At 30.5% G+C, this 12,364-nt stretch carries 12 protein-coding genes; all 12 read left to right on the top strand.

Annotated features, from left to right (window positions below; genetic code table 11):
* Nucleotides 1–126: 126 nt before the first annotated feature.
* The 12 genes from hcp to minD all read left to right on the top strand — a co-directional run bounded on the left by hcp (nucleotide 127) and on the right by minD (nucleotide 12,357).
* The gene (gene hcp / locus CURI_RS10030; protein WP_014968142.1) at nucleotides 127–1,779 is read left to right on the top strand and encodes a hydroxylamine reductase; all 1,653 of its coding nucleotides are present in this window, start codon (nucleotides 127–129) and stop codon (nucleotides 1,777–1,779) included.
* 263 nt (nucleotides 1,780–2,042) lie between these two features.
* On the top strand, nucleotides 2,043–3,248 hold the full coding sequence (locus CURI_RS10025) for an OFA family MFS transporter (RefSeq protein WP_014968141.1): 1,206 nt from the start codon (nucleotides 2,043–2,045) through the stop codon (nucleotides 3,246–3,248).
* Nucleotides 3,249–3,506: 258 nt separating this feature from the next.
* Nucleotides 3,507–3,917 (top strand): DUF4418 family protein, encoded by a 411-nt coding sequence (locus tag CURI_RS10020; protein WP_014968140.1) that lies wholly within the window; start codon nucleotides 3,507–3,509, stop codon nucleotides 3,915–3,917.
* 191 nt (nucleotides 3,918–4,108) lie between these two features.
* Nucleotides 4,109–5,113 carry an ABC transporter permease gene (locus CURI_RS10015; protein ID WP_041702091.1) on the top strand — a complete coding sequence of 335 codons (1,005 nt, stop codon included), beginning with the start codon at nucleotides 4,109–4,111 and terminating at the stop codon, nucleotides 5,111–5,113.
* Complete coding sequence (locus tag CURI_RS10010) at nucleotides 5,113–5,880, top strand: ABC transporter ATP-binding protein (protein ID WP_014968138.1); 768 nt, start codon at nucleotides 5,113–5,115, stop codon at nucleotides 5,878–5,880. The genes CURI_RS10015 and CURI_RS10010 overlap by 1 nt, the downstream gene beginning before the upstream one ends.
* A gap of 20 nt (nucleotides 5,881–5,900) precedes the next feature.
* The gene (locus tag CURI_RS10005; RefSeq protein WP_014968137.1) at nucleotides 5,901–6,965 is read left to right on the top strand and encodes an ABC transporter substrate-binding protein; all 1,065 of its coding nucleotides are present in this window, start codon (nucleotides 5,901–5,903) and stop codon (nucleotides 6,963–6,965) included.
* A 125-nt stretch (nucleotides 6,966–7,090) separates the two neighbouring features.
* The gene (locus tag CURI_RS10000; protein WP_014968136.1) at nucleotides 7,091–8,299 is read left to right on the top strand and encodes an ABC transporter permease; all 1,209 of its coding nucleotides are present in this window, start codon (nucleotides 7,091–7,093) and stop codon (nucleotides 8,297–8,299) included.
* A gap of 10 nt (nucleotides 8,300–8,309) precedes the next feature.
* Nucleotides 8,310–8,978: an ABC transporter ATP-binding protein gene (locus tag CURI_RS09995; protein ID WP_014968135.1), complete on the top strand. Its 669-nt coding sequence runs from the start codon at nucleotides 8,310–8,312 to the stop codon at nucleotides 8,976–8,978.
* A 351-nt stretch (nucleotides 8,979–9,329) separates the two neighbouring features.
* Entirely contained in the window at nucleotides 9,330–9,650 is a 321-nt protein-coding gene (locus CURI_RS09990) for a (2Fe-2S)-binding protein (RefSeq protein ID WP_014968134.1), read from the top strand.
* Nucleotides 9,651–9,727: 77 nt separating this feature from the next.
* Complete coding sequence (locus CURI_RS09985) at nucleotides 9,728–10,642, top strand: DMT family transporter (RefSeq protein WP_014968133.1); 915 nt, start codon at nucleotides 9,728–9,730, stop codon at nucleotides 10,640–10,642.
* A gap of 217 nt (nucleotides 10,643–10,859) precedes the next feature.
* Complete coding sequence (minC, locus tag CURI_RS09980; protein ID WP_014968132.1) at nucleotides 10,860–11,540, top strand: septum site-determining protein MinC; 681 nt, start codon at nucleotides 10,860–10,862, stop codon at nucleotides 11,538–11,540.
* A gap of 22 nt (nucleotides 11,541–11,562) precedes the next feature.
* On the top strand, nucleotides 11,563–12,357 hold the full coding sequence (gene minD / locus CURI_RS09975; protein ID WP_014968131.1) for a septum site-determining protein MinD: 795 nt from the start codon (nucleotides 11,563–11,565) through the stop codon (nucleotides 12,355–12,357).
* Nucleotides 12,358–12,364 lie beyond the last annotated feature (7 nt).

Genomic DNA, 12,364 nt, shown 5'->3' with positions numbered 1-12,364 from the left:
ATAAAGTTTATTGAATAAAGAATTTGAAAGTGTTTAATAATTCACGTACAAAGAATGTATATTTCTTAAAAGGTACAAAAGCAATACTACTGTTTTAAAAAACTATATCCAAAGAGGAGAGATAAAATGCCAAATTTAATGTTTTGTTATCAATGTGAGCAAACAATGGGAGGAAAAGGATGCACAAAGAGTGGTGTATGTGGAAAAGTACCGGAAATTGCTAACTTACAAGACCTCTTAATATACCAACTAAAAGGTATAGCTTGTTATGCAAAACCTTTAATTGACAATGGAGAAGTTATTGACAAAGAAATTGTAGCGTTTGTAGAAAATGGATTATTTACAACATTGACAAATGTAAACTTTGATGCAGAAGTTCATGTACAATTATTAAAAGAATCGCAAAAAATAAAAGAAAGCTTGAGAAATAAGGCGCCACAAGGACAATATCCTGATGCAGCTACATATAACCTTAGTGACACTAAAGAAGATATGCTAAGAGACTCTGAAAGAGCTGGCATCATGTATGATCAATCTCTTAATGAAGATATACGTTCTTTGAGATCAACAATACTATATGGATTAAAAGGAGTAAGTGCTTATGGACATCAAGCAAGATTTATAAACTACAATAGTGATCAAGTAGATCAATTTTATTTCATAGGGCTAGAATCTACTACAAATGACAAGTTAACTCTTGAAGATATGATACGAATGACTATGAGAGTAGGCGAAATGAGCGTAGAAGTAATGAGAGTATTAGATGAGGCTAACACCACAAAATATCAAAATCCATCTCCTCATAAAGTAAATGTGCATACTAAAAAAGGACCATTTATAATAATATCAGGGCATGATTTAAGAGATTTAGAAATGCTACTAGAGCAAACAGATGGAAAGGGAATTAATATATATACTCATGGAGAAATGTTATCATCACATGGATATCCAGAACTAAAAAGATATAAGCATTTAGTAGGTAACTATGGGTCTGCTTGGCAAAACCAACAGAAAGAATTTGACAATATACCAGGATGTATATTGATGACTACTAATTGTTTAATGAGACCTAGAGAAACATACAAAGACAGAATATACAGCACTAATGTTGTGGGCTGGGATGGTATTAAGCATATTAAAACAAATGAAGATGGAACTAAAGACTTTAGTGAAATCATAAATAAATCACTAGAATTAGGTGGATTTAAAGAGGATGAAGAGGAAAAAGAAATATTAGTAGGATTTGGACATAATGCAACATTGTCTCATGCGGAGGATATAGTAAATGCAGTAAAAGGAGGTCAATTGAGACACTTTTTCTTAATCGGTGGATGTGACGGAGCTAAGCCAGGAAGAAATTATTATACTGAGTTTGCAGAAAAAGTTCCTGAGGATTGTGTAATACTTACATTAGCTTGTGGAAAGTATAGATTTAATAAATTAGATTTTGGAACAGTATCGGGATTACCAAGATTGTTAGATGTAGGACAATGTAATGATGCATATTCGGCAGTTAGAATTGCAACAGCGCTTGGAGATGCATTTGAAACAGATGTAAACTCTTTACCACTTACAATAGTATTATCTTGGTATGAGCAAAAGGCGGTAGCCGATCTATTAGCATTGTTATCACTAGGAATAAAAGGTATGTACTTAGGGCCAAGTCTACCAGCATTTTTATCTCCTAATGTATTACAATATTTAGTAGATACGTTTAATATAAAACAGATAAGTATAGCAGATGAGGATTTAAAAGATGCACTTAAGCAAGCAAACTAAAGATATAATTATTTAAAATACAAAACATCTGTTATTCTGAAAATTCATATACTTTCAGAATAACAGATGTTTTATTTTGAAGAAAAGAAAACGTTGTCATAATGCTATAAAGGTGATAAAATTGAATTTATTAACAAACCATATATAATGTTTTTTATCATAAATACTGGGTATAAGAATTAGAAAAAATAAAAGAGGAGTGAGGATATTAGAGGATAACAATATGAAATTATAAAGTAAAATTAAAAAAAGGGGAAAATATAATGAATAAGGCAAATAACAAATGGATGAGATCTGCTATACCTGCACTTTTAATTCACTGTAGTATAGGTACTGTTTATTGCTGGTCGTTAATAAAAGGTGATATTGCTAAGCATATTGGCAGTACTCAATCAGAGATAGAATGGGCTTTTAGTTTAGCGATTTTTTGTCTTGGAATATCAGCTGCATTTTTTGGTAAGATTATAGAGAGAGATGTCAAAAAATCATCTATAATTTCAACTATATGCTTTACACTAGGACTTGCTTTAACTGGAGTCTCGATATACTTTAAATCTCTATTAGGTATATATATAAGTTATGGTGTGATAATGGGTATAGGTCTTGGTATAGGATATTTATCACCAGTAAAGACACTTATGCTTTGGTTTGATAAGCAAAAAGGTCTAGCAACGGGTCTTGCTATTACAGGATTTGGTTTAGCAAAGGTTATAGCTAGTCCGGTTATGGTTTTCTTATTAGAAAAGGTTGGTCTCGTTTCAATGTTTTATATTTTAGCGGCAGTTTATTTTGTTATGATGATTACAGGAAGTATACTAATCAAAAAGCCGGAAGGATGGGTTGAAGAGCAAGGGAAGACCGACTTTAAAGTTATCTCTATGTTTAAAGATAGAACATTTATAGGTATTTGGCTTATGATATATATTAACATTACATGTGGTCTTGCTCTAATCTCACAAGAAAAAGATATTATGAAATTTGCAGGACTATCTTTATCAGCAGTAGGTATGGTGTCTTCGTTAACAGCGGTGTTTAATGCAGGCGGTAGACTTGCTTACTCAGCAGCATCAGATAAGTTGAAAGATAGAAATACTATATATAAAATAATACTTCTACTTTCTATAGCTACTGTTGGATTAACAATTATAACAAATAGTATTCAAAGTGGAATTGCCTCTATAGTTATTATTTTACTGTGTGCTATAAACTCCACATATGGTGGAGGATTTAGTAACTTACCAACGATATTATCAGATTGCTTCGGTATGAAAAATATTAGTAAGATTCATGGATTAGCACTTTCAGCATGGGCCATAGCAGGTTTAAGCGGTAATCAACTAAGTGCATTTATTTTTTCTAGAACAGGATCATATAATGATATATTATTAGCAATATTAGCACTATATACATTAGCATTAATTATTAATTTCACAATGGTACGTCAAAATAAAGAAGTAAAAGCTTTATAGTAAATAAAAACTCTTTTCTGACAAAGATTATAAAATCTATGCTAGAAAGGAGTTTTTTATTTTCCATAATGTTGATATTTTTCTTATTATAATATTTAAACTTGATAGTCAAATATTGTTTTTAAATATCTATTATAGAAAAAATTTATCGAAAAGCAAAGAATTATATAGAATTACTATTTGAAGTAGGTATTTCTTTGGTATATCATGGAACTGGTATTTGAAAAATAAATATTAGAGAAAGGGGGAGATGCTTATATGAATAAAAGTTCATCTAAAGTACTTAACGGAATTCTAGTATTAGTAGGGTTTATAGTTATAAGTGCAATACTTATATGGTCACCAGTTTGTGAGAAAATGATAGAGTTAGCTAATGGAAATATGACTCATATGAGATGCTTCTATACAGGACAAGCATCCATATTATTATCTATAGTTCTTATAGTAGCTGGAATAGAGTCACTGTTTATGAATACAAGAAAACCTTGGACGTTTATAGCAATAGGAATTTTGTTTTTAGTAGTTACATCTGATTCAGTATTAGGAATAGGACTATGCATTAAAGAGACTATGCCATGTCATAGTACTGCTGTTTGGATACGTGGTGGTGGAATATTAACTATAATATGTGGGCTATTATCTTTAGTTAAAGGTGATACAAGACAATAGCTAATAGGATAATAAAAAATAAAGTAAATACGATTCTATAATGAGCTAGTCAGACTATTTAATATTACCTATTGAAAATTATATGAAACTACATATAAATGATACAGAGATCAAAATTATTACCTTACTATACTTTAAATTATATCTAGACATAAAAAGCTAAAGAAAAAGGAGATGATAATGTGAAAGCAATGAGTTTAACAAAAGAGGAGCTACTTGAGATGGAAAGTCTGCCTAAAACCAAATTAGATGTTATGAAGGATTATCTAATATGTTTTTTACCAGTTACTATAGGCATTTTATGTTTATTAGAGTACTATTTCATTCCTAACTATGGAATGAATACTATTACTAATGTATATGGAGGCTTTATAGGTATTCTTATAACAGTATTTTTTATAATGTTTTTAATCTCTTTAAAGAACAAATTGGTTTTTGAAAAGTTAAGATATAAGGCACCTTTTTACTCCGCGGTTTTTATGTTATTAACTGGCTATGATGTATTAACATTAAAAACAGGAACTTTGATGCTACCATATTTTCCTTGGACAGATCGTATTTTAAATGCAATGATTTCTGACTGGAGATATTTATTAGATTGTGTCAAAAATTCTTTGATTCTTTTATTTACAGGATATTTCTCTGGAGCAATAATAGGACTAATTACAGGAATATCTTGTGGATATAGTAAGAAAGTTAACTATTGGATATCACCATTTATGAGACTTTTAGGGCCTATTCCATCAATTACTTGGCTACCAATTGTAATAGTAATTATGACATCTTTATTTAACGGAGCAGTAGTTATCATTGCATTGGGAGTGTGGTACTCTGTATCTATGGCAACAATCACAGGCATAAGTAATGTTGATGCTTCTTACTTTGAAGTTGCAAAAACGTTAGGGGCAGGTTCTAAAGAGCTTGTATTTGGAATTGCAATTCCACATGCAATGCCTAATATATTTCAAGGTTTAACTCAGGGAATGAGTTCTGCTTGTACAGCTTTATTAATTGCAGAGATGGTGGGAGTAGAATCAGGGCTTGGGTGGTATATCAATTGGCAGAAATCTTGGGCGGAATTTGGAAAAATGTATGGAGCTGTTATACTAATCTGTTTAACATTCATTACAGTTAACTTTATACTATCAAGAATTAAAAAATATGTACTTAGGTGGCAGGAAGGAGTTATTCAGTAATGAAAGAAAGCACTTTAATTCTAGATAATATCTCTAAGAGTTTCGCAAGAACAGATACTAATACAATTACCCATGCTTTAGATAATATAAACTTTACAGTACGAGAGGGAGAATTTGTTAGTATAGTTGGACCAAGTGGATGTGGAAAATCAACCATACTAAGACTAATTGCAGGACTAATTGTACCTACGGCCGGAGAAATAAGACTTAATAATGAGAAAATTGAAGGAACTAATCCAGATAGGGGGATGGTATTTCAAAAACCTACGCTATTTCCATGGCTTACAGTAGAAGAAAATGTAGCATATAGTTTGAAAGTTCAAAATAAGCTTGAATCTGGGAAAGAAGAGGTGGATCGTCTTATTTCAAAAGTCGGATTAAGTGAGTTTAAAAATTCATATCCCCATCAATTATCAGGAGGTATGGCGCAACGAGTATCTCTTATACGCTCCATGATAAATAAGCCAAGAGTTTTCTTACTAGATGAACCTTTAGGGGCTTTAGATGCATTTACAAGAATGGATATGCAAGATGAATTGCTAGGTATGTGGAGAGAAAATAAACATATTATGATAATGGTTACTCATGATGTGGATGAAGCTATATATATGAGTACTAGAGTAATAGTAATGGCTCCACGTCCAGGAAGAATTCGAAAGTCTATTGATATTGACTTAGATTATCCTAGAAATAGATTAAGTAATGATTTTGTTGATTATCGCAAGGAAATAATGGAGATGCTGGATTTTGGTAAGATAGAAAAATAAAAATTAGGGGGAAAAAAGAAATGAAAAAAAGAGTAGGATTATTATTAGCAGCAGTACTATGTGTAAGTACATTATTAACAGCTTGTGGTAAAGCTAATCAAGAAAAAGCTAGCAAAGAGGCTAGTGTTGAGAAAACAGCAGGATTATCTGAGGAAGAAGCATGGAAATTAGAACCTGCATATGGACAAACAATCAAAATTGGATATGACGGAGGACTTTGTACAGCTTCACCAGGTGTTGCATCAGTCAAAGGATTTTACGAAAAAAATGGTTTGAAAACTGAACTTGTTAATGTGCAGTCAGGTATTGATGCTATAGGTACAAATAAAATTCAAGTATATACAAGTCATATTGCAGAATTAGTGGTTCCTATAGTAAATGGTGTAAATGCGGTATTTACGACAGGAGCACAGACTGGGTGTAAATCGTTATATGTTCTTAATGATTCAAATATCAATTCTACTAAAGATTTAATCAATAAAACGGTAGCTGTTCCTAATGGAATTGGTAAATCGGATCATAATATTGCACTAAGATTTTTTAATCATGACAAGATAGATCCAAGAAAAGTTAATTTTAAACCAGTAGAAACTAGTGCTACTATTTTAGCAATGCAAAATAAAGAAGTACAAGGTGCTGTTCTTTCAGATCAATTTGCAGAAAAACTTGTTCAAGATGGAACATTAAAAGTTATTCGTTCATTAACATGGGATGAAGATTTTAAAGTAGAACCGTGCTGTGTTCATGTACTAAACAAAGATTTTGTTGAGAAAAATCCTATTACTGCTAAGAAGATAACTCTTGCTACTAAACAAGCATCATATTGGATTGAAGAAAATAAGGCTGAAGCTACCCAAATCTTATTTGATAATAATTGGGCATCAGGAGACTTTGAGCAAAGTGTTAGAATGCTGGAATCATATGATTTTAAGATTTCAGATGAATTAACAGAAAAAGCTTTGACAAGTATTATTGATGACTATAAGAGCTTTGGATTAATAGATTCAAAATTAGATACAAAGAAAACCTTATCTAATATTTGGAGTCCTTTGATTAAAGATATTAAAATTGAAGAACAAAAGTAAGATTAAATATATAAGACTTAGTGTTTAGCAAAACTATTGTATTATCAATTAAAAATAGAGGAGATATCTCCTCTATTTTTAATTGATAAAGAACTTAAAATACTGATAAAAATAAAGGAGATTTTATGAGTAAGAAGATTAATATAAATTTTTTAGCAAAAGAGAATATTAGACAAAAAAGAGCACGTTCCATAGGATTAATTCTATTAGTAAGCATGCTATCATTTACTCTGTTTATGAGTACCTTTATGGTATTGAGTTTAAAGGGAGGAATGGACTCTCTAAAAAATAGATTAGGAGCAGATATTCTGATAGTGCCTGAGGGCTATGAAGGAGAAGTAGAAGGAGCAATTTTAAATGGAAAACCAAGCAACTTTTATATTCAAAATGATTTAGTTGAAAAGGTCAGAAATATTAATGGTGTTAAAGAAGCTACTCCTCAAGTTTATATTGCTACATTGAGTTTAAGCTGTTGTAGTATGCCAACTCAGGTAATAGGAGTAGATTTTGAATCTGACTTTGTAATAAAATCGTGGATTGAAAGTAATGCTAATATCAGTTTGAAAGAAGGAGAAATACTTGTTGGAAGTAATAACTATTTTAACACAGGAGATAGTTTGTCGCTTTTTAATCATAAGTATAAAATTGCAGGGAAGCTAGGCAAGACGGGTTCTGGTTTTGATGATACAATTTTTACAACAATAAGTGAAGCGAAGAAGATGGTAGGATATGCTTCTGATATATTAGAAACACCATTAACTACAGATGATAAATTAATATCAAATGTTCTAGTTAAATTAGACAATAATTCAAATCCAAAAGAAGTGTATGTCAATATTCAAAAAGAATTATATGGACAAGGTGTTAAACTAATGCTATCTCAGGAAATAATGTCTGAGGTACAAGGAAAAATAAATAGCTTAAACATTTATATCTATATTCTAGTTGCTATAGTATGGTTATTAGCTTTTATATTATTAACTATAGTATTTTCTATGAATCTAAATGAAAGAAAAAAAGAATACGGAACATTACGAATTATAGGTGCAACTAAGAAAAATCTAAAACAATTATGTATTTTGGAGTCTTTATATATTAGTTTTATTGGTGCAACTAGTGGTGTTGTAACTTCACTAATTGTCTGTTGGATTTTTGACTCAAGTATTAGTAAATCTATAGAAATGCCTTTTGTAGCACCAAGTGTTTCTACATTAGTTACTATAGGGTTATTTACCTTAGTGATATCATCACTCATAGGGCCACTGGCATCATTGAAAACAGTTAATACGATAAATAAACAAGAATTAGCATTAATAACAAAAGATAATAATTAGAGGTGAAAAAATGAATGTGCTTGAAGTCACTGGACTAACAAAGACCTTTATGAGAGGTGATAAACGAAAAGTTGTTTTAAATCAACTAGATTTAAGTATTAAAGAAGGAGACTTTGTAAATATCATTGGAAGATCAGGTAGCGGGAAATCAACGTTTGTAAATTTAATTTCAGGTGTAATGATTCCTGATGAAGGAGAGATATTGATAGAAGGACAATCAATACTAAACTTGTCTGATGATGATATGTCTAAAATACGAAATGAAAAAATAGGATATGTTCCACAGGGAATGGGATCACTTCCTAACTTAACAGTTTATGATAACATTAGACTTCCTTATTATCTTGGATCTAATGATGGAGATATTGATAAAAAAGTAGAAGAGCTAATGTCTATACTAGGCATACTAGATTTAAAGAATCAATTTCCTAAGCAATTATCAGGTGGAGAGTTAAAGAGAATGCTTATAGCTAGAGCGTTGATAAATGATCCTAAACTACTAATCGCTGATGAACCGACAGCGGATTTAGATATTGAAACAACTAAAGAAGTTTTAGAGTTGATAAAAGACATAAATAAAAAAGGAACTACTGTCATTATTATTACACATGAATTAGAGATACTAAGTTATGGGAATAGAGTAATGAAAATGATAGAAGGCAAATTAGAAGATGTTTAGACGGTAAATAATTATTTTATTTACTGTCTTTCATGCTTTATAAGTATAATTAAACATATTACAACTTATTAAGAAAATTAGAGTTCTCCTATTAAGAATTAAATTACAAAATCATGATTAATAGATATTTAGTATCTTAGAAATTAAGACTATAGATAAAACCCAAACTATAGTATATAATGAAAGAATACAATAAATATTTATAAAAATGCATTATTTCATACATTTAATTACAAAAAACTAGTTCATAAACAAAGTTTTTTACACTTACTTTAAAATATATTTATAAAATACAGTTATGAATTTTGCAATATTATAATAATTATATAAAGTAAAGGAGAAATAAAAAAGATGGCAGGAAATAAAGTAATTTGTACTACAAATAATGTTGAGTACATAGCAATTAGAAAGGCAATGTGTGCTGGAGCAAGAACTTTAGATGAAATAACTGAAATGACAGGAATTTGTAATAAGTGCGAAGGGTGTAAGAGTGAAATTGACTATATCCTTTCTTCAGTTTGTGGATGTAAAAATGTAATGCTTAAAGATGTAATTGATGCTGTTAAGAATGGTGCTGATACAGTAGACAAAGTTGGAGAGATTACAGGAGCAGGAACAGATTGTGAAAGATGTAAGGCTCTTGTTCAAAATATAATTGAATTAGGAAGATAAAGTTAAGGTAAAAAATCATACTCTAGAAGCTTTAAAAGGTATGGTTTTTTACAATTATAGGAGAAGGAGGTAATACAGTGAATAATAATAAATATAAGCTAGTCTACATGGCTGCAATATCCTATGCTATAATAACGGGACTCTCATTTCTATTTACGAAAATTGCTTTAGGCTATGGTGATCCTACAGATATATTAGCCCATCGCTTTACTGCATCTTTTATAGCTATTTCAATACCAGTACTAATGAAGTGGACGAAAGTAGATTATAATAAAGAAAGAATTAAAAAGATTATTCCACTCGCAATACTATATCCACTTATGTTTTTCGGTTTTCAAACATTTGGACTTATACATGCATCTTCCTCTGAGGCCGGAATATTAATGGCAGCAGCACCTGTATTTACTTTAATACTAGCTACATATTTCTTAAAAGAAAAAACTAACATATTACAAAAAATATCTATAGTACTATCTGTTTTAGGTGTTATTTATATTATGGTTATGAAAGGTTCAGCTTTTGACGTTAATAATATGACAGGAATTATATTGTTAGTTTTATCAGCATTATGTTTTTCAGGCTATAGTGTTATGGCTAGAAGTTTAACTAAAGATTTCACTACTATAGAACTTAGTTATATGATGACAATAATCAGCTTTATATGCTTTAATGTTGTATCTATAGGAAATCATATAATAAGAGGAGATATAAAAGCATATATTACTCCACTTGGAAGTTTAAACTATATTATAGCTATAGTATATTTAGGGGTATTATCATCCTTAGGAACATCACTTCTTACTAACTATGTTTTATCTAAGATAGAGGCTTCGAAGATGAGTGTTTTTTCAAATTTAGGAACTGTTATTTCAATAGTTGCAGGAGTGGTATTTTTAAAAGAGGAAATATTCTACTATCATATTATAGGATCAATATTCATAATAGGAGGAGTTATTGGTACAAATTTTCTAGGGGATAAGGATTCCAAATAAATTATGTTTATATATAGACATAAGAAAGTGACATAAAAGAATATGCTTTTACAATAAAATATATTCTTTTATGTTATATTAAAATGTAATCAATAAATACATAGGAATATAAGTAAAATGTTGTCAATCGGTTTTTTAACATAGAAAGAAGGAATTAAATAAACTATGAAGAAATAAATTAAATAAGCTCTTGTGTTGATGCTTTGGAGGGTGACAGATGGCTCGTAAATTAGTAAATTTTAAGGGTAATAAAGAAGGAATTAGTATATATGTGAAAGATGGTGACTTTGAGGCCATAAAAAAAGAACTAGACGACAAGGTGAAAAAATCTAGAGGTTTCTTTAGAGGGGCTAAGGTCATTGGTATATATGGAGTAGATGGTAAAGAACTGACTATTGAGGAAGAGGAAGAGCTAAAAAGTATTATAAAAGAAAAATATAATATGATTATAGATCATAAAAAGGAGCAAGTAGAAGCAGTGGATCAAAATAATGTAAGTCAAAATATTATAGAAAGTATTGAGGAAATAACAGATTCACAACCTTTTCCAGGAATAAAAGAGGGGATTACTAAATTTATAAAAACCACAATAAGGTCAGGCCAATTAATAGAGTTTGATGGGAATATCGTCATTCTAGGTGATGTAAACCCAGGAGGAGTAGTAACAGCAAAAGGAAATATTATAGTCTTAGGTTCTTTAAGAGGAGTTGCAAACGCAGGAAGTGATGGAAATGAAGACTCTATTGTTGCAGCTTTCAGTTTGCAACCAACTCAGCTAAGAATAGCTAATACTATAGCACGTAAGCCAGATGGAGAAATGAGACCTCCAAAGTGGCCTGAAATTGCTAAAATTTGTGAGGAATCAGTTGTTATAGAACCTTATTTACTTAAAAAATGATAGATGATAGGAGGTAGAACATATGGGAGAGGTAATAGTAATTACTTCAGGAAAAGGTGGAGTAGGAAAAACGACTACTACAGCAAATATAGGAACTGGACTAGCTATGTTAGGAAAAAGTGTAGCAGTAGTGGATGCTGATATTGGACTTAGAAACCTAGATGTTGTTATGGGACTGGAGAATAGAATAGTTTATGATATTGTTGATGTAGTTGAAAAAAAATGTAGAATAAAGCAAGGTCTGATTAGAGATAAAAAACTTGAAAGCTTATATCTTTTACCCGCAGCACAAACTAAAGATAAGAACGCAATATCTCCAAGTCAAATGAAAGAATTGTGTGATGAACTAAAAGAGATGTTTGATTTTGTTATAATAGACTGTCCCGCTGGTATAGAGCAAGGGTTTCAAAATGCTATAGCTGGAGCAGACAAAGCACTAGTAGTCACTACTCCAGAAATATCCGCAGTAAGAGATGCAGATAGAATAATAGGTCTTTTAGAAGCTAACTCCTTAAATGACCCTAAGCTTATAATCAATAGAATAAGATATGATATGGTTAAAAGAGGAGACATGATGAATATTGATGATATGATTGATATTCTAGCTATAGATTTAATTGGAGTAGTTCCTGATGATGAAGCTATAGTTATATCTACTAATAAGGGAGAACCTGTAGTTATAGAGGAAAAAGCTTTAGCAGGACAAGCTTATAATAATATAGTAAAAAGATTACTTGGTGAAAATGTGCCATTATTAAATTTAGATGTAGATGAAGGTGTATTTAGTAAGATAAGAAAAATGTTTTTTGGAAAGTAGTTCAAAG

It is taken from the genome of Gottschalkia acidurici 9a, from assembly GCF_000299355.1.
Lineage (GTDB): Bacteria > Bacillota > Clostridia > Tissierellales > Gottschalkiaceae > Gottschalkia > Gottschalkia acidurici.
This window is presented reverse-complemented; position numbering and strand designations above follow the sequence as displayed.

Excerpts from the sequence above, each read along its gene's own strand:
- CURI_RS10000 (WP_014968136.1), top strand. The coding sequence starts at position 7,091 with ATGAGTAAGAAGATTAATATAAATTTTTTAGCAAAAGAGAATATTAGA.
- hcp (WP_014968142.1), top strand. The coding sequence starts at position 127 with ATGCCAAATTTAATGTTTTGTTATCAATGTGAGCAAACAATGGGAGGA.
- minC (WP_014968132.1), top strand. The coding sequence starts at position 10,860 with ATGGCTCGTAAATTAGTAAATTTTAAGGGTAATAAAGAAGGAATTAGT.
- CURI_RS10015 (WP_041702091.1), top strand. The coding sequence starts at position 4,109 with ATGAGTTTAACAAAAGAGGAGCTACTTGAGATGGAAAGTCTGCCTAAA.
- CURI_RS09990 (WP_014968134.1), top strand. The coding sequence starts at position 9,330 with ATGGCAGGAAATAAAGTAATTTGTACTACAAATAATGTTGAGTACATA.
- CURI_RS10010 (WP_014968138.1), top strand. The coding sequence starts at position 5,113 with ATGAAAGAAAGCACTTTAATTCTAGATAATATCTCTAAGAGTTTCGCA.
- CURI_RS10005 (WP_014968137.1), top strand. The coding sequence starts at position 5,901 with ATGAAAAAAAGAGTAGGATTATTATTAGCAGCAGTACTATGTGTAAGT.
- CURI_RS10020 (WP_014968140.1), top strand. The coding sequence starts at position 3,507 with ATGAATAAAAGTTCATCTAAAGTACTTAACGGAATTCTAGTATTAGTA.
- minD (WP_014968131.1), top strand. The coding sequence starts at position 11,563 with ATGGGAGAGGTAATAGTAATTACTTCAGGAAAAGGTGGAGTAGGAAAA.
- CURI_RS09995 (WP_014968135.1), top strand. The coding sequence starts at position 8,310 with ATGAATGTGCTTGAAGTCACTGGACTAACAAAGACCTTTATGAGAGGT.
- CURI_RS10025 (WP_014968141.1), top strand. The coding sequence starts at position 2,043 with ATGAATAAGGCAAATAACAAATGGATGAGATCTGCTATACCTGCACTT.